The sequence below is a fragment of the Pseudomonas putida genome (genome assembly GCF_025905425.1).
Lineage (GTDB): Bacteria > Pseudomonadota > Gammaproteobacteria > Pseudomonadales > Pseudomonadaceae > Aquipseudomonas > Aquipseudomonas putida_AF.
Genome location: NZ_CP109603.1, coordinates 2,343,578 through 2,363,922, shown reverse-complemented (window position 1 = coordinate 2,363,922; position 20,345 = coordinate 2,343,578). Strand labels below are relative to the sequence as shown.

Here is a 20,345-nt window from a genome sequence, read left to right as displayed (position 1 = left end):
ATCGATCAATCCCCGGGCAGCCTATAGGGACTATGAGCCCATATCGCAGGAGATGAAGGCTGATGGATATGATGCGTTTTCACGACCTTTATCTGCGTCTGTACACCGAAGACCTTCAGGCTAACGGCAAAGAATTGCTCGACCAGTTCTTTGCGCTTTGGAGCGAGGCAGAGGAGAGCGGGATTGACCTGGACAGCCTCAATGAAGAGGCCGACGACTGCTTCCATCGTATCGCCGAAACCCGGCTATTTCCGTTAGCTGTTTGTAAGTGGGTCGGAGAGCTGGGGCATAAGGGCATCAGCAGGCCGTTGCTTCATCATGTGAGCGTGCGCTACCTGCAGCACTCAGAATTGCTCAGGTTTCTGTTGCCTGAGGAGGCGGAGCAATCTGCCCTGAAGGCGGCCAGCCGCATGTGCGTAATGAGTGTGCCGGTACCTGTATCCCTCGGTTGGATTCTCAGCCTTAATGAAGAACTACCCGCCAGTTCGCGGCTCACCAGCATTACCAGAATGGTTGTGGGGCTCCTGACTTCTGAGTATCCGGGCACATGCATGCGCCTTCTTAAGTCGGAAAAATCACCGTTCGCGCAGTCACGGGTGGCGCAGGAAGCCTTGCAGCGGCTTGTCGCTGCAGATGCCACCCTGGATAACCTTCGTTATCTGACCGAGCTTGAGATGCCACCTGCGATGGAGCGCAGTTTCCGATATTTACGCCGCGACGAGAGCCGATCGGTGACAGACCAGGCGCATGAGCATGCATTGTTCGGCACGGTCACAGCAAAACACTTCAAATACGCAACCAGGATCGCCATGGAGTACGTAGGGAATGACGAAGCTGGCGACATGACCATTCCAATGTTCACGCACGAAATGAGTTTCGAGTTGCCGCAGACATGGGTCGCCGACCCACTGCGCTACGCGCTGATGATGAACGCTCTCTGGAACGGATCTGACGAATGAGTATCCAGCTCGTGCTCTCTCATTACCTCTCTGGACTTCGCGAGCGAGAAGAGCTGGACGCGCTTCTGCCCGATCTACTGATGGCCATGGGGCACTGGGTCGAAAGCAGCCCTCAGGTTGGCGTCAATCAGGGCGGGGTCGATGTTCTGTCTACCCTTACCGACGCTGACGGAGCTGTGGAAGCATTCCTGTACGTGATCAAATTTGGCAACGTAAGCCGCAGTGACTTCTACAGCGGTCAACAGGCGATCCAGCCCAGCGTGCGCCAGGCTGCCTCGGAATACATCCAGAATCGATTGCCGGCGAAACTGCGACGGTGCAAGAAAACGATCGTCATTGTGTCCAATGGTGAGCTTAAGCAAGACGCACAGTCAGACTACGCCGCGCTCACCAAAGAAGTCGCCGAGATCAACCCGCTGTGCTCGCTGGATTTTTGGGGCATCAATCGACTCAGTCCGCTCATTGAGCAGCATCTGTTTGATGATGCCTTGCTTCTAGACAGGGGCAAATCCGATCTCAGAGCCGCCCTGGCTGGTCTGGAAGACACGCAAGCGTCCTTCAGTCGCTTCATCAGGTTTGTTGAGGACTGTGTAGCAGCGCCTGAGGGGGCCGCTGAGGGCTCAGCGAACACACCAGGGTTCTTCGGTACCGCCCAGATCACGTGCTGTACATGGATTTGGCGTGCGAGGAGCTCGGGCGCTTGGGTACGGCCTCACTCTTGGCCCAGGCGATTAATGCCGGCGAGTCGGAGCGCGCCCTGCTTCATGCGCAACTGATCAGCTTCATAAGCGTACATCAAGGCTGTCGGATGCCGGTCTACGATGGTCAGGCGATCGACATGTCACTGGCAATGGCTGCTCTGTTCGCTAAAGGCGATACAGCAAACATCAGAGCGGTCTTGGGCGAATGCGTCGACCGCTTCAGTGCGGCGCTCCGAGAGAGGCACTTTATGCCGGTCGACACTGATGACCTGGAAGACGCTATGGCGCTTCACAATGGTAAGGAAGGACATCACGGTCGCTTCTTCAAAACCACGACTTGGATACCGCTTCTGGGTACCGTTGCAGCAATGCTGGACGACCAGAAAAGCCTTCACAAGCTGTCGACCCGAATTGTTCCCCAACTGAAGGGGGTGACCATGGAGCGCTGGTACCCAAGCATTGGATTGCAAACACTCACAGGCTCAAGAACGGCACTAAATACGGTTGGCGTTTCCCGGGCCATTTCAGAGTTTCGCAATACGCCGGAGGAGGAGGTCAGCGCGTCATTGCACCTGCCGCCACACAGCGCGGCGCCCAATGAGTTCGAGTGGCACAACACGCCGTGGGATGTGCTGATCGCTATCTCCGCCAGAATCCATCGTCATCCGTTGCCAACCTGGTACCTGCAGAAATGTACTGCCAGCCAGGCTACTGCCTGAACCGAGCCGTAAACCCTTGCGAGTGGAAGGGGGATCCAGCGGCTTGCGAGAGGGCGGGGACGTCAAAGGAGTACAAATGTTGCCTCTGCGCGCTTCTAAGATGAGGGGGTGCGCAGGGCCAACTCCTACTATTTGGTTAACCTTAGAAGCACCTTGGAAGCACCTCTTCCAAGGACGTGCCAGCGTTGTGAAAATCTCGGCCCGCAACCGTTTTCCAGGAGCTGTTCGAATGGGGTCGGGCTGGTCACCGAGAGCGAGGCTGATAATTTGCCGAGGACTTGATGGTCTCCCTGCGTGATTCTCGCGAGAAAGCTCGACTCCAGTAGGGCTGCAGCCCCCGACCCGAGGCGCTGTAGCCGTCGTGTAGCTCGACACAACAGCAGTACTCGCAGCCCTATGCCTTATCTACTGCCGATGCACCACCAGGAAATGCGATGCTTGATCAATTTATTTCGGCGCATCCGCAGAAGATATATTAATTATTCGCACGCATCCTAGCCCTCTAGCCCTCTAGCTCTCTAGCTCTCTAGCTCTCTAGCTCTCTAGCTCTCTAGCTCTCTAGCCCAGCATTTAAAATAATACGAGCAAGCAATCTAAGGTTTTTAACAATATATATGTAAAGCGAGCCGACCGTTCGTCGCTTGCTGCGAGCAAAATTAATGAGGATGACTACGCTCGAAAAAAACACAGGAGATGGATTATGAAAATGATGACGCGGAAAGAGTTTCTAGAGTGGTTCTCCGGCCAGGTTCAAATCGGATAGGCTTAACTCTTTTAGGGATTTCTGCGCTACGCATAATATCCACAATACGTATTTTTCAAGGAACCTACCAGCTACATCACCGGCGCTGTTATGGAGTGAGAAACGATTGATGTGCTGGGCAAACAGCCTATAGGTCTCGAATGCATCAATTTCTTCGGGAAAAGTGCCAAGATACGCCCACACAAGCCGCTCCTCATCCAGGACACTAGCAGGATCGCTAGCATTTATAGAAGCGAACTGAAACGGAACTCCAGACTCGCTGAGGATCGATCTAGGTGACTGGTTCATAAGAATAGATGCGTAGGCGGAATAGTGATGGAGACTTGAATTAATAGCTCAGCAATCAAGTCCGCGCAAGAGCCATATCCAAACGAAATCGGCACCGCCTTGCAAATAGTGCGTAAGCACCGCCTGGCGCGAAGAACGTTCGATGATTTTTCCGATTTTATTCCGACAGGTGATTTTTTTGAATTGAATGGCTACGTCTAAGAATTCCGCAAACTCAGCAGTTTAGATGGCCGTAGGCTGACGCCACGAATCTTTCTTCTGATTTTATTCCGAATGGTAGGTTAAGGCGCTCACAGGATCCGGCAATTTCGACGGAATCAGCAAAAGCGTTCTCAGTTCAACGAGTTAGCGAAATCTGCCGTCCGATCTGATTTCAACGGCTGACCTGGCCTCAAGGAGAATTGACCTTAAGCGCGGGACGTAAGGGTGCACGGGAACTGAGATTCCGGTCACTTCAGCGGATTCCACTTTGATTTCAACGGTTACAGCACAGATTTTTGATACAAAGCTCGCAGGATCGTGAAAATGAACACCATGAGCGTTCCTAGAATAATACGTGATTTAACATAATATGCATTATGCGCACATTCGTATTCAGGCTAGCGCCCGAGTGTGGCCAGATTTGAAAGCAGCCCAGCGCCGGACTCCAACCAATCCTCACACCCTTTGACCCCGATTAATGTTCCTGCAGATTCCCTCAATTAGAATTCGGGCTCCGCACCCTCATGGGGATCTGGCATGACCATTATCGTAACCGGTGCTGCGGGATTCATCGGCAGCAATCTCGTGCAGGCGCTCAACCAACGCAACGAGACCGAGATCATCGCCGTCGATGACCTGACCGCTGGCGACAAATTCCGCAATCTGGCCGACGGTGAAATCGCCGACTACCTGGACAAGGACGACTTCCTGGAGCGTTTCCGTCGCGGTCAATTTGGCAAGATACGCGCCGTGCTGCACCAAGGCGCGTGTTCAAGTACTGTCGAAAGCGACGGTCGTTTCATGATGGCCAACAATTATCGCTTCACTCGAGAGTTGCTTGAGATTGCCCAGGGCCAACAGGTTCCGTTCCTGTACGCCTCATCGGCGGCGGTTTATGGCGCTGGCCAGGCCTTTCGTGAACAGCGCGATCATGAGCGCCCACTGAACGTCTATGGCTATTCCAAATGCCTGTTCGATCAGTACGTACGCCGGCAGTTGCCGGTGTCCCGCAGCCAAGTGGTTGGGTTACGGTATTTCAATGTCTACGGGCCCCGCGAACAGCATAAAGGCGCGATGGCGTCTGTGGCCTTGCACTGTTTCAACCAATACCAGGCCCACGGCAAAGTCTGCCTGTTCGGCAGCTACGGCGGTTACGACAGCGGCAGCCATCTGCGTGATTTCGTTGCGGTGGATGACGTGGTCAAGGTCAATATGTTCTTCCTTGAACACCCGCATGTGAGTGGCATCTTCAATGTCGGTAGCGGGCGCGCTCAGTCGTTCAATGATGTTGCCCTGGCGGTGATCAATCGGCTGCGCAAGTATCAAGGCCAACCCCCGTTGTCCCTGGAGATCGCCTTGCTGGAAGGTGTACTGGAGTACTGCGAATTTCCCGAGCATTTGCGGGGCAAGTACCAGTGTTTCACCTGTGCCGACCTGGAACGCTTGCGCGCTGCAGGCTACACCTCGGCAACATTAACGGCCGAACAAGGGGTAAGCCGTTACTGCGACTGGTTACAAGGCAACCGATACCCGACAACTGATCCGCCTTTCTTCACCCCGCTACCTTCATGCTTGGTGACGCCCGAAACATAACTACGCTAAATATTCATTTAGTTTAGTTATGTTTCGGCGGTATTAAAGATAGCCCTGCGGGCTCACCATTGATGAGTATAACTTGCTGTAATCACGGCCCCTGGCGCGGGCAAGTGGCTGGTATTGCTGCTGTTACGCATGAGTTGACTGTACAGCGGATAATAGTACCGATTGAACAGGTTCTGTACGCCTACGCTGATCTGATCGCCTCCACTCAGCTGGTACTGGCTGATGACATCCACCGTGGTGTAGCCATCCACCTTGCGCCTGCCAAAACTTTCCGTGCCATTGAGGCGGTAGTCCTCTGCGCCGAAGTAAGTCGCCTGCACGCGATGGCTCCAGTCTTCGTCAGGTTTGTACTGCAGATAGGCCGTCAGTTTCAGCGGCGGAACACGGTAGCCCGTCATATCTTGCCAATCGCCGCCGTCCGGTTGCTCGCGGCCTTTCATCCAGGTAAAGCTCCCCCCTGCCCCCCAACGCTCGTCACGGGTCAACCAGTCGGCACTCCCCTCCACGCCGTAGATACGTTCCTGGGTGCGCGTCAGAATCAGGCCATTATTGAAGCTTTGCACATCACCCAGCTTGGACGTGGTATAGAAGATGGCCAGCGATGCCAGGGTTTGCTCACCCAGATCACCGCGCCAACCGAGTTCGTAGTTATTGGTTTTGACCGGCTCGAGATTGGAAGCCCCCACATCGAAGCCACGGCGCGCGTTGCGCAGTTGCACGCCAATGTCCGGCAACTGGAAGCCTTGGCTGAAGGCGGCATATACCGCCTGCCCGCTGACGGGTGAATACGTCAGGCTGATGTTGGAAAGCACCGCATCGTAATGCACCTTGCCGCCTTCCACGGTGGCTGGGTTCGTGGCAGTCGATTCGGACAGAGGAACAAAGTCCCCGTATTCGGCGGTGGCGTATTCATAACGCACGCCGCCTTCCATGGACCACTGCTCTGTGAAGCGGTGCTGCAATTGTGCAAATGCGCCTACGCTGCGGGACGTCAGGTCAGGCATGTAGGTCAACTTGCCGATCTTGTTGAAAACGGTTCCGCGACTGGCGTCGAATGCCCGCGGATCGAAGATGTCGATGGGCATGTCGCTGCGCTCCTGGTTGAAGTCGCCACCCCATAACAGTTCGGTATCTGCGGCGCCTATCGGGGTTCGCAGGGTAATCCGGCTACCCAGGACTTCACTGTTCTGCATGACTTGATCGACATTGCGCCCACGTGTGGCCACGCCACGCGCGTCGAATGGCGTGAACCGGGTGAAATAGTCGCGATAGTAGAGCTGGGCGTTGAGGGTGCCCCCGAACACTTCTGTGTGGCCGTATTCAAGATTCACCAAGGTGTTCTTGATCTGGTTCTGCTCGTCGAGTGACAACCCGGACAACGGTTGCGCGGGTACGGAACCCGGCGGCAGTCGGCTGACCGATGGGTCGGCGGTATAGTCGCTGTCCTGCTCGGCGTTGTAGTGGCTTAGCGAAAGCTGAATACGTTGCAGCTCATCGATGCGCCACCCAAACTTCCCGCCAACGTTGTAGGTGTTGGCGTCGAACAGGTCTCCTTGGCTGGGCTCGGGCGCAATACGATGCCCCCTGGCATCGTAAGAGGCGCCGATATGACGTGCGCCGAAATCGAATGCGTAATCCAGGGCGCCTTGCGAGCCGGCAACATGATGCTGCAACTGCCCTCCCAGGCCGTCGCTGTCCAGTTGGCTCAAGGGTGAAACACCCGTCAATGTGGTCTCGGCCATGGCTTCGCCGCCAGCAGGCCGTGTGGTGATGGAGATGATCCCGCCCGTTGCGCCGGCGCCATAGATAGCGCTGCTGCCACGAATCACCTCGATGCGCTCGATCAATGCCGGGTCGATATTGGCCAGGTTTCGCGAAGAGTCACGGTTGGTGTTCAGTGGCACGCCATCGACCAACACCAGCATCGTGCGGCCACGCAGGGTTTGCCCATAGTCGGTGATGGTTCGACTTGAATCGGCCATCCCCGGGATACTCTTGGCCAGCAGCGTTGCCAAACCATCAGAGCCCTGACGCAGTTGCTGCAGTTGCTCTCGTTCGATCACATTCACTTGTCGTGCCTGTGGTACCACATTGCTGGAAAGCCGAGAGGACGTGATTTCAGTACCTGCCAGTTCTATGGCGCTGCTTGTCGCAGCCGGCCCGTTGCCTGCCACCGCATCGCCTGACGGCAGGACGATGAATGTCCGCGCATCACGTGCCTTGACGACCAGCCCGCTGTGTTCAAGCACATGCCCCAGAGCCTGCTCCAGCGTGTAACGCCCGTGCAGTGCCGGCGCCTGCTTGCCCGCTGTCAAGTCACTGGAAAACAGCACTTGAGAGCCTGCCTGGCGAGCCACTGCATTCAGCGAGCTTTCCAGCGTTGACGTGGGAACATTGAATTCGACAACCATCGACGCTTGCGCGAAAGCCCCTTGGCTGGCCATCAGGGTGCTGGTCAAAATCGACACGTGCCAAGGTGCACGCAGGAAGAGCTGACTCACTTTTATTCTCCAGAAGAGGGGGTACTGAGTGATAGCCGCTTCTCAGCGCACGCAACCCTACCTCGTTGGAGAATTATTTTTTGCGCCGCGGGAGTGAATGCGTACGGTTGCGCCTTCCGTGGTCAGCGTCACCGGAAGAATGTCGGGCAGCAGTGCCAGCAGGGTTTCGGCCTGATCGGTATTGAAAACCCCTGAAACCGGTAAGCGCCCTACTTCCGGGCCGATCAGCTCGATCGGTTGGGCGTAATAGCGTTGAAGTGCCGCAACGACTTCTTCCAGCGGCGTGCCGGCGAACACCCACCGGCTTTTTTGCCATGCGGTTGCATCTTCGGCAATGCCCGCGACGACTTCATCCGGGATGCCGTGATGGACGAGCAACTGCTGCCCTGCCTGAAGCTGCGAGGTTCGGTCCAAGGCCCGCCCTTTGACTTCCACCTTGCCTTGCGCAACGCTCACGCGGACGTCGTCAGCGTACTTGTTGACGTTGAATCGCGTGCCGACCACACGTATGTCCGCGTTGCCTGCATCGACCAAAAACGGTCGATAGAGCATGGGCGAAACGTCGAATAGTGCCTGACCGCGCACCAACACCACTTGCCGGCTGAGCAAATGCCAGCTCACGCGTACCTCACTGCCCCCGTCCAGCTTGATCCGGCTGCCATCGGCCAACTGCACTGACTGCCGCTGCCCAATCAGCGTGACAAAATGCTCGTTACGGTACGCAGGGTTCTTCCACGCCACACCCGCGACCAGAGCCAACAATACAAGCGATACTGCCTTGCCGCGAGTTCGGGGTTTTCTGGCAGGTGCTCGCTCGGGTAAAGGGAAGCGCCGCTTCAGGTCCTCGCGACATGTGGCCAGCGCTTCATCGACTTCGGCATTGTCTTCAGTGCGTGGACGGCTCACGGCGCCACCTCGGTTTGCAGGTATTCACGGCAAGCGATCATACCTACACGCAAATGCTTTTCTACCGTTTTCAGGGAGATGCCCAGCCGCTCGGCGACTTCGGCCTGCGGTATCTCGTGCAGCTTGTGCATGATGAATACTGCCTGGCAGCGAGGTGGCAAGTGGGAAATGGCAGCAGCCAGCCTGTCCAGCGTCTTCGCGGCGTCGACCTGGCGCTCCTGGGATGCGGTGTTGCAGGCGACTTCGGGCAGCTCCGCCAGCGTGACGATCAAACTGCTCCGCCGACGCTCGCGACGGCAATACGAGATGGCATTGTCGTGAGCGATCTTGCGCAATAGCGCCAAGGGCTGACGCACCCCTTCTCGCTCGTCATTCTCCAGCAACTGAACGCAAAGGTCGTGAACGACTTCGCGCGCGAAAACCCGTTCACCGAAGCGTCGGCGTACATGATCGACCAGGTCGTCGTAATGACGGATCAAGGTGGCGAGCAAAGAGGGTTTTGGAGGGTCTGCCTGCACGATAGCGATAACAGAGAGGGAATGAGATGCAAGTATAAATGGGAATGCATGTCATTAGAAAGCGGTGTTACCTGCCATCGCCCTACCCTTAGCTGAGCATACGCACCGAGCTCACCGCAGCAACCGCCATCTCCAGATCGCTCCCCGCCAGCAGCTGCGCGTAATGCGCCTTCAGTTCGTGCTCCCACCCCGCCACTTCCGCCAGCAGATGCTCGGCATGCTCGCGCGTAAGGGCAAAGTGGGCGTGATGGCTGAGCAGATTTGCGCGGCTGATCTGGCTGCCCTCTCGGCCAACCGCCATGGCCAACGTCTGTGCGGGCCCTTCTTCAAGCATGGGCAGCACATCGTACATGGGCGACAGGCGCCACCCGCCGTCAAGCCAGATCACCGCATGATTGCGCGGATGATCGTCGGAGTTGCCGACCAGGGCGTTGTAGCACATGCGTTTGAACAGCTCCTGCAGATCGGCATCGGGCACACCCCGACGGCGCATTTCATCGGCCACGGCGGCATAGCGCCAATCTCGATGATGCGCCCCGTTCCACTCCGAATCCAGCAAGGTCAGCGCACTGAGCATAGGCATGCGCCGGGCGCCCTGCGCGATGGGCGTGCGGTCGAAACGTTCGATCAGCAAGGTCGAGGGGGTTTCGGCATGCAGCGCGGTTTTTGCCACGTTCAAGCCCTTCCCCGCCGCAAAGGTCATGCAGGCGTATTCAATCGAAGGCAGGTCGTAATGGTCGAAGCGATCACGCGGCTTGGCCAGAATCAGCATGCCGTTATCCTGCAACGTACGTTTTGGCCGTGCGCCGCCCAGGGCGGAACGCTGTTGGCGCACGTTGAGGGTTGCCACCGACTCGGCGTCGAGCTGGCCGTCATACACCGCCTCACATGCAGCAACGAATTTCGCCAGGCCTTTCAAGGTTGGCACCGTGCCATCGCCAAGGCCGGGAGCAGGCGTTGTTGCACCTCCTGCCATGAGGTTGCCAACGCGGTCGTTGTTCGGTGACTTGAGTAGGAAGTCGAGGGTGCCAAGCTCCTTGCCGTAAGCCCGGTGCAGCAATCTTTCGCCCCAGCCATCAGGCATGGCGTCATTGATGAAGCCGGGTATGCCGCGGTTCTTGGCGATGCCGGTGTAGGCCTCGGCGCGTAACGGGTAATTGATGGGGTCTGGTACCCAGCCGCCACGCGCGACGTGGTCAGGCGCATAGAGAAACTCGCCGAGTTTGCCTTTGAGAGTCAATCGACCAAGGGTGACGACTTCACCTGTATCCGGTTGCTCCATATAGATGTAGGCACGTGACATCAGAACGCCTCAAACTTGGGTTTCGCCAGCCGCACGCGGCGGGATGCCAGGCTTTGGTGGGCATCATCGTCATCACTGAATCGAGTGATCTGGGAGGTTTGCTCTATGCCTTCCAGCGAGGCGAAAACCGTGTCGCTGATACCCAGGCGCCACAGCACCAGCATGAACGAACGCAGGTCCACCAGTTCGGAGCCGCTTTCAATCTTGCGAAGGGTATGCGCGGAAACGCCGGTTGCCGCTGTCAGGTCAGCTTGGCGCAGTCCGAGCGCCAGGCGCCGTGCCTTGACCAAAAGGCCGATTTTACTGAGCGTATCGGCGCAAGCGACTGGGAAATAGGTCGTCATAAGACTCGCCAAGGTTAACTTTAACTAGGTTAAGGTTAACCATAGCACACTTAAAGAATATTTATAGCCAACATAATACTCACCCAGGTGAGCATTAGACACGATAAGGCTCACCTGGGTGAACCTTAAAATACCTAGGCAAGACCACCAAATCGCTTGTAGAAGCTTTCATTCACATCAGGCAATGGGCCGTCAGCCGTTTCGAGTGCACTGTTCAACCACTCTTCGGCCTTGGCAAACACCAGGCGATAGAGGTTGCGACACAGCTGGCGTGCTGCCCTGCCCTCCCAATCCCCAGGCAGCAACTCATCGGGCAACTGCGGGTCACGCAGTAGCAGCCGCCGGTACTCATGAATCAAGAGCGTGCGCGCCAGGAAGCAATCCTGGGCATCGAGTTGCGGCTGCTCTTTAAGACCCTGCCATAACGGCCTGAACAGCTGGATGAATTCACTGTACTGCTGCCCCAACTCATCGATACGCCAGCTCTCGCGCACTTGCGCGCGCATGGCCTTTGAGGCGAGCACTTCCTGGGTGTGCGTTTCAAACACGATACTGTCGTCACTGGCTTCCAGCTCGCGCAAAGTCGCAGCCAAATCGGCGCGGTCAGCGCGTGGGCACCCCATCACGTTGGGCGCCATCACGCCGAAGCCCTGCCACTCCAGCTCTTCACGCAGGGCTTTACGCTTGCCACCCTCCAGTTGCGACAGCAGCACCAGGGTCCAGGCACCATCCCATGCGGGTTGGCTGGGGCTGTAGACACGTTTGAAGGCTTTTTCGAAGCGCCGACGGCCAGTCCCGGTAAGGCTGTAATAGCTGCGTCGGCCGACCTTTTCGGCGGTCAGCCAGCCTTCTTTGGTCAAGCGGAAGATTGAGGTGCGGATCAGCCGTTCGTTGATGCCAATCGGCTCCAGCAGGTTGATCAGGCTGCCCAACCACACCGTGCCACCATGCGGTTCGATGGCATCGCCGTACAGGGTGATGATCAGCGAGCTGGCGCGGATCGGCGTCTGTTCCTGAAAACGAGTGATCAGGTTGTTCAGTGGGGCAAGATTGCTCATGGAGGAACTGTGCGCGGGGAAAGCCCCGACTATACCCGCGCGGCGGGTCACCTGGCCATTGCGTGACGCTGACAGGCTCATGCCGGGGCCTTGCCTTTGGGCCTGATGCCAGAGTCACCCATGCGCGGGCGGCCAGGCTCGGCCTCGGCCAGCGGCGGGCACTCGACCAGTGCAGTCATGCAGCGCTGGGTCAGGTGCTGGTACTCGGCAGTGCCGCGCTGCTTCCAGGCCAGTTCTTGGTCTGTGAGTGGGCGCTTGACCTGCGCCGGGGAGCCCACCACCAGGCTTTGTTCGGCGCATTCGAACCCCGCCTTGACGAATGCCGTGGCGGCAACGATGCAGCGCGGCGCCACGTGGGCACCGTCCATGACCACTGCGTTCATGCCAATCAGGGCATCTTCCCCCACCCGGCATCCATGCAGCACCGCACCGTGGCCAACATGCCCGTTGCGCTCGATGACCGTGTCGCCTCCCGGAAAACCATGCATCACGCAGGTGTCCTGCAGGTTGGCGCCTTCCTCCAGCACGATGCGGCCAAAGTCGCCCCTTAGCGAAGCCAGCGGGCCGACGTAACAGCGAGGGCCAATGATGACATCGCCGATCAGCACCGCGCTCGGGTGTACATAGGCGGAGGGATGAACCACGGGCGTCAGGCCGTCTAGCCGGTAGCAAGGCATGGCAAAGCTCCTGAAATGATTTGAAATGTGAAGTCAACTTGTATCATAAAAATTATGATCGTCAATCTTGAGTTCAACTGTATCGCTTTAGCGTTGTGCATATCTGCGTGCAAATCTGCTAGAAAACAGCGTAAATCGTGAAGATTAATCGTTAAATCACGAATCTGAATCAGCAATGAGTTTTGCGGATCCCCGACAAAAGGGATACGTCAAACATTTTTGTATGTTGATTTTGTGTATCACGTAAGGCATATACTGTTGGCACCTGGACGTGGGGCAGCCCTCGCCCCTGCAAACAATTCCAAGAAATGCCGGCCAATCGATGTGCCGTGCGTGCAGCCAGAGGAACCCGTTATGCCTCGTTATCTCGATGCGCAGGCGCCGGAACACGGCGTACGGCTCATTACCCTGCAACGGCCAGAAGCGCTTAACGCCCTGTGCACCGAACTGCTGGTGGAGCTAGCCACCGAACTGGACGCCGCCGAGCGCGATGATCAGACCTTCGCCGTGGTGATCACCGGCAACCGCAAGGCATTCGCTGCCGGTGCCGACATTCGCGAGATGGCCGAACGCGATCTGGTCGGCATCCTCAATGACCCTCGCGTCGCCTGTTGGCAAACAATCGCAGCCTTCTCCAAGCCCCTGATCGCCGCCGTGAACGGCTACGCCCTGGGTGGCGGTTGCGAGCTGATGATGTGCGCCGACATTGTCATCGCCGCTACCGATGCCCGTTTCGGTCAGCCGGAGATCAACCTTGGCATCATCCCCGGGGCTGGCGGTACCCAGCGTCTGATCCGCGCCGTGGGCAAGCCGCTGGCGATGCAGATGGTGCTGACCGGTGAAGCCATCACTGCCCAGCACGCCTTGCAAGCCGGCCTGATCAGTGAAATCACCCAGCCGGAACTGACCGTCGAGCGCGCCTTGCAAGTGGCCCGCAGTGTCGCTGCCAAAGCGCCGCTGGCGGTACGCCTGGCCAAAGAGGCGCTGCTCAAGGCCGGTGATATCGACCTTGCCAGTGGCCTGCGTTTCGAGCGCCACGCGTTCACCCTGCTCGCCGGTACCGCTGACCGCGACGAGGGTATCCGCGCCTTTCAGGAAAAGCGCCAGGCCCGGTTCAAAGGCCGCTGATCACCTTCCCATCGACTGACCAAGCGAGTCTGCCATGACCTTCGAACACATCCTGTTTTCCATCGAGGACGGCGTTGCCCTCCTGTCACTGAACCGCCCGGAGCAGCTGAACAGCTTCAATACGGCCATGCACCTGGAAGTGCGCGAAGCATTGAAGCAAGTACGCCAGAGCAACCAAGCGCGGGTGTTGCTGCTGACCGGTGAAGGCCGCGGCTTCTGCGCGGGCCAGGACCTGTCCGATCGCAATGTCGCCCCAGGGGCGCAGCTGCCTGACTTGGGCGAATCCATCGAAAAGTTCTACAACCCGCTGGTGCGCACCTTGCGCGATTTGCCGCTGCCGGTGGTCTGTGCGGTCAACGGCGTGGCTGCGGGCGCCGGTGCGAACATACCGCTGGCCTGCGACCTGGTGCTGGCCGCCCGTTCGGCCAGCTTCATCCAGGCCTTCTGCAAGATCGGCCTGGTCCCGGATTCAGGCGGCACCTGGCTGCTGCCACGACTGGTCGGCATGGCGCGGGCCAAGGCGCTGGCCATGCTGGGTGAACGCCTCACGGCCGAACAGGCTCAGCAATGGGGGCTGATCCACCGCGTGGTCGACGATGCCGCGCTACGCGACGAAGCCCTCACCCTCGCCCGCCATCTTGCCAGCCAGCCAACCTATGGCCTGGCCCTGATCAAACGCAGCCTCAACGCCAGTTTCGACAACGGTTTCGACCAACAACTGGAGCTGGAGCGTGACCTGCAGCGCCTGGCCGGCCGCAGCGAGGACTACCGCGAAGGCGTGAGCGCCTTCATGAGCAAGCGCACACCTGCGTTCAAGGGGCGTTGATCATGAGCGCACTTGACCGCAATACCCAGGTGGCCGTGATCGGTGCGGGCGCCATGGGTGCTGGTATCGCTCAGGTGGCCGCGCAGGCCGGCCACCCGGTGAAACTCTACGACAACCGCCCAGGTGCCGCTGCCCAGGCCGTCGCGGGCATCGCCCGTCAGCTCGCCCGCCTGGTAGAAAAAGGCAAGCTGCCAGCGGGGGAGCGTGAAGCGATCATCGCGCGCCTGTGCCCAGTGGACACCCTCGACACGCTGGCCGATGCCCGCTTGGTCATCGAGGCCATTATTGAAAACCTGCCAGTGAAGCAGGCCCTGTTTCACGAGCTTGAAGCGCTGTGCGCGGACGACTGCATCCTGGCCAGCAACACCTCGTCGTTGTCGATCACCAGCCTGGCCGCTGGCTTGAAGCGGCCACAGCAAGTGGTTGGCATGCATTTTTTCAACCCGGCACCGCTGATGGCCCTGGTCGAGGTGGTTTCGGGCCTGGCTACCGCCCCCGCCGTCGCCACCTGCCTTTACGACACCGCCAGTGCCTGGGGCAAACAACCCGTGCACGCCCGTTCAACGCCGGGCTTTATCGTCAACCGTGTCGCCCGGCCGTTCTATGCCGAAAGCCTGCGCCTGTTGCAGGAAGGTGCGGCCGATTGCGCCACCCTGGATGCACTGTTGCGCGACGCCGGTGGCTTTCGCATGGGGGCGTTCGAGCTCACCGACCTGATCGGCCATGACGTCAACTATGCCGTTACCTGTTCGGTATTCGAGGCGTTCTATGGCGATTTTCGCTTCCAGCCCTCGCTGGTGCAGAAGGAGCTGGTGGATGCCGGGCGTCTCGGCCGAAAAACCGGCCAAGGCTTCTATAGCTACGCCGAGGGCGCCGAGCGCCCGCTGCCGGCAGAACTGCACAGCACGGCACAGCCTGAAGGCTGTGTGGCCGAGGGGCACCTGGGCGTCATGCAGCCCTTGGTCGAGCGCTTGCGCCACAGTGGCATCACCGTGACCGAGCGTGCCGGCAGCGGCGTGATCCAGGTGGGCGATGCCACCCTGGCACTTTCCGATGGCCGCCTGGCTACCCAGCGTGCGCGCGAGGAGGGTCTGCGCAACCTGGTGCTGGTTGACCTGGCCCTGGACTACAGCAAGGCATCGCGAATCGCCATCAGCTGGTCTGCCGATACCACAAGCGACGCCCGGGATCACGCTGTCGGCTTGTTACAGCGCGCCGGGCTGAAAGTGACCGCAGTTGCCGACCTGCCCGGGCTGGTAGTCCTGCGTACTGTCGCGATGCTGGCTAACGAAGCAGCCGATGCCGTCTTGCAAGGCGTTGCTTGCGCCACCGATATCGACCTGGCCATGCGTGCAGGCGTGAACTACCCCTGCGGCCCATTGGCCTGGGCCACACGCATCGGCATTTCCCAGACCTTGCGTGTACTCGACAACCTACAAAGCAGCTACGGCGAGAGCCGCTATCGCCCTTCCCTGCTGTTGCGCCGCTGCGAAGCCCAAGGAGGCAATCTGCATGAATGAGGTCGAGCTGGCACACGCCTGTGCCGATGCGATGTTTTCCCGCGATCAGGCTACCCAGGGGCTGGGCATCAGCCTGCTCGAAGCCGGCCCTGGCCGGGCTTGCCTGCGCATGCCGGTACGCGCCGACATGATCCAGGGCCACGGCACCTGCCACGGCGGCTTCCTCTTTGCCCTGGCCGATTCGGCCTTTGCCTTTGCCTGCAACAGTTACGACCAGGCCACCGTGGCCCTGGGCTGCAGCATCGATTACCTGGCGCCGGCGCTGCGCGACGATGTGCTGACCGCCACGGCCAGCGAAGTCAGCCGCAAAGGGCGTACCGGCCTGTATGACGTACGCATCGAGAACCAGCACGGTGAGCTGGTGGCGGTGTTCCATGGCAAATCCTACAAAGTACGCGGCACGGTGCTCGCGCTGGAGACACAAGATGAATGAACACACCCTGGCCGATGCGCTGATCATCGACGCCGTGCGCACGCCGATCGGTCGCTACGCCGGCGCCTTGAGCAGCGTACGGCCCGACGACCTGGCCGCTATCCCGCTCAAGGCCCTGATCGCGCGTCACCCGGAGTTGGACTGGGCCGCAGTGGACGATGTGATCCTCGGCTGCGCCAACCAGGCCGGTGAAGACAACCGCAACGTCGCCCACATGGCCAGCCTGCTAGCGGGCCTGCCGATCGAGGTGCCGGGCACCACCATCAACCGCCTTTGCGGCTCTGGCATGGACGCCATCGGCAACGCTGCGCGCGCCCTGCGCTGCGGTGAAGCCGGGCTGATGCTGGCCGGTGGCGTGGAGTCGATGTCGCGGGCGCCGTTCGTCATGGGCAAGTCGGAACACGCCTTTGGCCGCGCGGCCGAACTGTTCGACACCACCATTGGCTGGCGCTTCGTCAACCCGTTGATGAAGGCCGAACATGGCACCGATTCGATGCCCGAGACGGCGGAAAACGTCGCCGCCAGGTTCGGTATCTCCCGCGAAGACCAGGACACCTTCGCCCTGCGCAGCCAGCACAAGGCCGCCGCCGCCCAGGCCCGAGGCCGCCTGGCACGGGAAATCGTGCCGGTCGAGATCCCGCAGCGCAAAGGCCCGGCCAAGCGGGTCGAGCATGACGAACACCCGCGCGGCGACACCACGCTGGAGCAACTGGCCAAGCTGGGCACGCCGTTCCGTGAGGGTGGCAGCGTTACGGCTGGCAATGCATCCGGTGTCAACGATGGCGCGTGTGCGCTGCTGCTGGCCAGCCCGGCAGCGGCCCGTCGGCATGGCCTCAAGGCCCGAGGCCGGATTGTCGGCATGGCTGTGGCCGGGGTCGAGCCGCGCATCATGGGCATTGGCCCGGTACCGGCAACCCGCAAGGTCCTCGAACTCACCGGGTTGTCACTGGCCGACATGGACGTCATCGAGCTCAACGAAGCCTTCGCCGCCCAAGGCCTGGCGGTATTGCGCGAGCTGGGCCTGGCCGACGACGACAAACGGGTCAACCCGAACGGCGGTGCCATTGCCTTGGGGCATCCGCTGGGCATGAGTGGCGCGCGCCTGGTCACCACCGCGCTGCACGAACTGGAAGAAACCGCCGGCCGCTACGCCCTGTGCACCATGTGCATCGGGGTTGGCCAAGGCATCGCCATGGTCATCGAGCGCCTCTGACCAACGGCTTGTTACCGAACACAACGCAGCCGGTTATGCTGCGCCCATGACACTCACGGTCCGGCTGCGAACCAGCGCCGGCCGGCGTACAAGAACAATTCGAGTGAAGCCATGAACATGTACCATGATGCCGATCGTGCCCTGCTTGACCCTATGGAAACCGCCAGTGTCGATGCCTTGCGCCAGCACCAGCTGGAGCGCCTGCGCTGGAGCCTGAAGCACGCCTACGACAACGTGCCGCTGTACCGCAAGCGTTTCGACGAATGCGGCGCCCATCCCGATGACCTCAAGTCGCTCGAAGACCTGGCCAAGTTCCCCTTCACCGGCAAGAACGACCTGCGTGACAACTACCCGTACGGCATGTTTGCCGTGCCCCAGGAAGAAGTCGTGCGCCTGCATGCCTCCAGCGGCACTACGGGCAAGCCAACCGTGGTCGGCTATACCCAGAACGATATCGACACCTGGGCCAACGTGGTCGCCCGTTCGATCCGCGCGGGCGGTGGGCGCAAAGGCGACAAGGTGCATGTTTCGTACGGTTATGGCCTGTTTACCGGCGGCCTCGGCGCGCATTATGGCGCCGAGCGGCTGGGTTGCACGGTCATACCCATGTCCGGTGGCCAAACCGAGAAGCAGGTGCAACTGATCCGTGACTTCCAGCCCGACATCATCATGGTCACGCCCTCCTACATGCTCAACCTGGCCGACGAGATCGAGCGTCAGGGCATCGACCCGCACGACCTCAAGCTGCGCCTGGGCATCTTCGGCGCCGAGCCCTGGACCGACGAGCTACGGCGCTCCATCGAGCAGCGCCTGGGCATTCAGGCCCTCGACATCTATGGCCTGTCGGAAATCATGGGGCCGGGCGTGGCGATGGAATGCATCGAAACCAAGGACGGCCCGACCATCTGGGAAGACCACTTCTACCCTGAGATCATCGACCCAGTCACCGGCGAGGTGCTGCCGGACGGGCAACTGGGCGAGCTGGTGTTCACCTCGCTGAGCAAGGAAGCCCTGCCAATGGTGCGCTACCGAACCCGCGACCTGACCCGTCTGCTGCCGGGCACCGCGCGGCCGATGCGGCGGATCGGCAAGATCACCGGGCGCAGTGACGACATGCTGATCATTCGTGGGGTCAATGTGTTCCCGACTCAGATCGAAGAGCAGGTGCTAAAAATAAAACAGCTTTCAGAGCTGTATGAGATTCATCTGTATCGTAATGGCAACCTGGACAGCGTTGAGGTGCATGTGGAGTTGCGTGGCGAATGCCAGGCGATGGATGAGGGCCAGCGCAAGCTGCTCATCGGTGAGTTGACCAAGCAGATCAAGACCTACATCGGCATCAGCACCCAGGTGCGGCTGCAGCCTTGCGGTACGCTCAAGCGTTCTGAAGGCAAGGCTTGCCATGTGTACGACAAACGGTTGGCCAGCTGATTTTTCAGCTGCCTTTTGCAGCCCCGGCTCAGCCCGGGGCTTTTTTTTGCGTTGAATCTGAAGGCCTCTTCGCGGGACAAGCCCGCTCCCACAGATCTCTCGGCAAGCCTGAGATCACATGAATCCTGTGGGAGCGGGCTTGTCCCGCGAAAAGGCCAGCATGTGATACACAAAACTCATTCGATACACATAAAACAGTTTGACGTTATGTTTTGTATCGCTTACAAATGACTCATGCCTTAGCAGGAGTCGGAACATGTACGCACAGCTAGTGGAAACCGGAGTCAAACGCGTCAAGTCGCTGGACGAGATGTCGCCCGAAGAACGCAACTTCCAGGAAAAGATCGACGCCGAGATCAAGATCGAAGCCAAGAACTGGATGCCCGAGGCCTACCGCCAGACCCTGATCCGGCAGATCTCCCAGCACGCCCACTCGGAAATCGTCGGCATGCTGCCCGAGGGCAACTGGGTCACCCGCGCCCCGAGCCTGAAGCGCAAACTGCAGCTGATGGCCAAGATTCAGGACGAAGCCGGCCACGGCCTGTACCTGTACAGCGCCATGGAAACCCTCGGCGCCGACCGCGACGAAGAAATCGCCAAGCTGCACAGCGGCAAGGCCAAGTACTCAAGCATCTTCAACTACCCGACCCTGAGCTGGGCCGACATGGGCGCAGTGGGCTGGCTGGTCGATGGCGCCGCGATCGTCAACCAGGTGGTGCTGCAGCGCACCTCCTACGGCCCCTACTCCCGCGCCATGATCCGCATCTGCAAGGAAGAGAGCTTCCACCAGCGCCAGGGCTACGAGCTGCTGCTGACCATGATGCGCCAGGGTACCCAGGCGCAGAAGGACATGGTCCAGGACGCCATCAACCGCCTGTGGTGGCCGTCGTTGATGATGTTTGGCCCCAGTGACGAGCACTCCCCCAACAGCGCCCAGTCGATGGCCTGGAAGATCAAGCGCCAGACCAACGATGAACTGCGCCAGCGCTTCATCGACCAGACCGTGCCACAGCTCGAACTGCTCGGCTGCACCGCGCCCGACCCGCACCTGAAGTGGAACGAAGCCCGCGGCCACTACGATTTCGGCGAAATCCAGTGGGACGAGTTCTACGAAGTCATCAAGGGCAACGGCCCGTGCAACCTGGAACGTGTCGCCACCCGGCGCAAGGCCATCGAGGACGGTGCCTGGGTACGCGAGGCCGCCGTGGCCTATGCGCGCAAGCAACAGAACAAGAACGCCGCCTGAGCGGCGAT

The 20,345-nt window shown here is 59.6% G+C and carries 18 protein-coding genes; 11 read left to right on the top strand and 7 right to left on the bottom strand.

The features are described 5' to 3' along the window. The first annotated feature begins 62 nt into the window (after nt 1-62). From OGV19_RS10665 to rfaD, 4 genes are all read left to right on the top strand, one after another. On the top strand, nt 63-959 hold the full coding sequence (locus OGV19_RS10665) for a hypothetical protein (RefSeq protein WP_264313346.1): 897 nt from the start codon (nt 63-65) through the stop codon (nt 957-959). Further along, nucleotides 956-1,735: a hypothetical protein gene (locus tag OGV19_RS10660; RefSeq protein ID WP_264313345.1), complete on the top strand. Its 780-nt coding sequence runs from the start codon at nt 956-958 to the stop codon at nt 1,733-1,735. Before OGV19_RS10665 ends, OGV19_RS10660 begins: the two co-directional genes overlap by 4 nt. A gap of 32 nt (nt 1,736-1,767) precedes the next feature. Further along, nucleotides 1,768-2,379: a hypothetical protein gene (locus OGV19_RS10655; protein ID WP_264313344.1), complete on the top strand. Its 612-nt coding sequence runs from the start codon at nt 1,768-1,770 to the stop codon at nt 2,377-2,379. A gap of 1,789 nt (nt 2,380-4,168) precedes the next feature. Beyond that, entirely contained in the window at nt 4,169-5,224 is a 1,056-nt protein-coding gene (rfaD, locus tag OGV19_RS10650) for an ADP-glyceromanno-heptose 6-epimerase (protein WP_264313343.1), read from the top strand. A gap of 62 nt (nt 5,225-5,286) precedes the next feature. On the opposite strand, the gene OGV19_RS10645 is transcribed toward rfaD, so the two are convergent. From OGV19_RS10645 to paaY, 7 genes are all read right to left on the bottom strand, one after another. Next, entirely contained in the window at nt 5,287-7,677 is a 2,391-nt protein-coding gene (locus OGV19_RS10645; RefSeq protein ID WP_264313927.1) for a TonB-dependent receptor, read from the bottom strand. A 114-nt stretch (nt 7,678-7,791) separates the two neighbouring features. Continuing rightward, the gene (locus tag OGV19_RS10640) at nt 7,792-8,640 is read right to left on the bottom strand and encodes a FecR family protein (protein WP_264313342.1); all 849 of its coding nucleotides are present in this window, start codon (nt 8,638-8,640) and stop codon (nt 7,792-7,794) included. Next, the gene (locus OGV19_RS10635) at nt 8,637-9,158 is read right to left on the bottom strand and encodes an RNA polymerase sigma factor (protein WP_264313341.1); all 522 of its coding nucleotides are present in this window, start codon (nt 9,156-9,158) and stop codon (nt 8,637-8,639) included. Before OGV19_RS10635 ends, OGV19_RS10640 begins: the two co-directional genes overlap by 4 nt. 88 nt (nt 9,159-9,246) lie before the next feature. Continuing rightward, nucleotides 9,247-10,461: a type II toxin-antitoxin system HipA family toxin gene (locus OGV19_RS10630; RefSeq protein WP_264313340.1), complete on the bottom strand. Its 1,215-nt coding sequence runs from the start codon at nt 10,459-10,461 to the stop codon at nt 9,247-9,249. Next, nucleotides 10,461-10,805, bottom strand: a complete 345-nt coding sequence (locus tag OGV19_RS10625) for a helix-turn-helix domain-containing protein (RefSeq protein ID WP_264313339.1) — start codon at nt 10,803-10,805, stop codon at nt 10,461-10,463. The genes OGV19_RS10630 and OGV19_RS10625 overlap by 1 nt, the downstream gene beginning before the upstream one ends. Before the next feature lie 134 nt (nt 10,806-10,939). Further along, a complete protein-coding gene (gene paaX, locus OGV19_RS10620; RefSeq protein WP_264313338.1) occupies nt 10,940-11,863 on the bottom strand; it encodes a phenylacetic acid degradation operon negative regulatory protein PaaX in 924 nt (307 codons plus the stop codon). Nucleotides 11,864-11,940: 77 nt separating this feature from the next. Then, entirely contained in the window at nt 11,941-12,540 is a 600-nt protein-coding gene (paaY, locus tag OGV19_RS10615; RefSeq protein WP_264313337.1) for a phenylacetic acid degradation protein PaaY, read from the bottom strand. Nucleotides 12,541-12,894: 354 nt separating this feature from the next. On the opposite strand from paaY, the gene paaF reads away from it, so the two are divergent. From paaF to paaA, 7 genes are all read left to right on the top strand, one after another. Continuing rightward, nucleotides 12,895-13,668 (top strand): 2,3-dehydroadipyl-CoA hydratase PaaF, encoded by a 774-nt coding sequence (paaF, locus tag OGV19_RS10610; RefSeq protein ID WP_264313336.1) that lies wholly within the window; start codon nt 12,895-12,897, stop codon nt 13,666-13,668. Between the two features lie 34 nt (nt 13,669-13,702). Further along, nucleotides 13,703-14,494: a 2-(1,2-epoxy-1,2-dihydrophenyl)acetyl-CoA isomerase PaaG gene (gene paaG, locus OGV19_RS10605; RefSeq protein WP_264313335.1), complete on the top strand. Its 792-nt coding sequence runs from the start codon at nt 13,703-13,705 to the stop codon at nt 14,492-14,494. 2 nt (nt 14,495-14,496) lie between these two features. Further along, nucleotides 14,497-16,014: a 3-hydroxyacyl-CoA dehydrogenase PaaH gene (paaH, locus tag OGV19_RS10600; RefSeq protein ID WP_264313334.1), complete on the top strand. Its 1,518-nt coding sequence runs from the start codon at nt 14,497-14,499 to the stop codon at nt 16,012-16,014. Continuing rightward, nucleotides 16,007-16,447: a hydroxyphenylacetyl-CoA thioesterase PaaI gene (gene paaI, locus OGV19_RS10595; RefSeq protein WP_264313333.1), complete on the top strand. Its 441-nt coding sequence runs from the start codon at nt 16,007-16,009 to the stop codon at nt 16,445-16,447. Before paaH ends, paaI begins: the two co-directional genes overlap by 8 nt. Then, nucleotides 16,440-17,660 (top strand): 3-oxoadipyl-CoA thiolase, encoded by a 1,221-nt coding sequence (gene pcaF, locus OGV19_RS10590; RefSeq protein ID WP_264313332.1) that lies wholly within the window; start codon nt 16,440-16,442, stop codon nt 17,658-17,660. Before paaI ends, pcaF begins: the two co-directional genes overlap by 8 nt. 111 nt (nt 17,661-17,771) lie before the next feature. Then, nucleotides 17,772-19,091, top strand: coding sequence for a phenylacetate--CoA ligase PaaK (gene paaK / locus OGV19_RS10585; protein WP_264313331.1), 1,320 nt, complete (start codon nt 17,772-17,774; stop codon nt 19,089-19,091). Between the two features lie 256 nt (nt 19,092-19,347). Continuing rightward, a complete protein-coding gene (paaA, locus tag OGV19_RS10580) occupies nt 19,348-20,337 on the top strand; it encodes a 1,2-phenylacetyl-CoA epoxidase subunit PaaA (RefSeq protein WP_264313330.1) in 990 nt (329 codons plus the stop codon). The last annotated feature ends 8 nt before the right edge of the window (nt 20,338-20,345 follow it).

Coding starts and splice junctions, on each gene's coding strand:
- OGV19_RS10625 (WP_264313339.1), bottom strand. CDS start 10,805: ATGACGACCTATTTCCCAGTCGCTTGCGCCGATACGCTCAGTAAAATC.
- rfaD (WP_264313343.1), top strand. CDS start 4,169: ATGACCATTATCGTAACCGGTGCTGCGGGATTCATCGGCAGCAATCTC.
- pcaF (WP_264313332.1), top strand. CDS start 16,440: ATGAATGAACACACCCTGGCCGATGCGCTGATCATCGACGCCGTGCGC.
- OGV19_RS10645 (WP_264313927.1), bottom strand. CDS start 7,677: ATGGCCAGCCAAGGGGCTTTCGCGCAAGCGTCGATGGTTGTCGAATTC.
- paaX (WP_264313338.1), bottom strand. CDS start 11,863: ATGAGCAATCTTGCCCCACTGAACAACCTGATCACTCGTTTTCAGGAA.
- paaF (WP_264313336.1), top strand. CDS start 12,895: ATGCCTCGTTATCTCGATGCGCAGGCGCCGGAACACGGCGTACGGCTC.
- paaH (WP_264313334.1), top strand. CDS start 14,497: ATGAGCGCACTTGACCGCAATACCCAGGTGGCCGTGATCGGTGCGGGC.
- paaA (WP_264313330.1), top strand. CDS start 19,348: ATGTACGCACAGCTAGTGGAAACCGGAGTCAAACGCGTCAAGTCGCTG.
- paaG (WP_264313335.1), top strand. CDS start 13,703: ATGACCTTCGAACACATCCTGTTTTCCATCGAGGACGGCGTTGCCCTC.
- OGV19_RS10630 (WP_264313340.1), bottom strand. CDS start 10,461: ATGTCACGTGCCTACATCTATATGGAGCAACCGGATACAGGTGAAGTC.
- OGV19_RS10665 (WP_264313346.1), top strand. CDS start 63: ATGGATATGATGCGTTTTCACGACCTTTATCTGCGTCTGTACACCGAA.
- paaI (WP_264313333.1), top strand. CDS start 16,007: ATGAATGAGGTCGAGCTGGCACACGCCTGTGCCGATGCGATGTTTTCC.
- paaY (WP_264313337.1), bottom strand. CDS start 12,540: ATGCCTTGCTACCGGCTAGACGGCCTGACGCCCGTGGTTCATCCCTCC.
- OGV19_RS10660 (WP_264313345.1), top strand. CDS start 956: ATGAGTATCCAGCTCGTGCTCTCTCATTACCTCTCTGGACTTCGCGAG.
- OGV19_RS10655 (WP_264313344.1), top strand. CDS start 1,768: ATGCCGGTCTACGATGGTCAGGCGATCGACATGTCACTGGCAATGGCT.
- paaK (WP_264313331.1), top strand. CDS start 17,772: ATGAACATGTACCATGATGCCGATCGTGCCCTGCTTGACCCTATGGAA.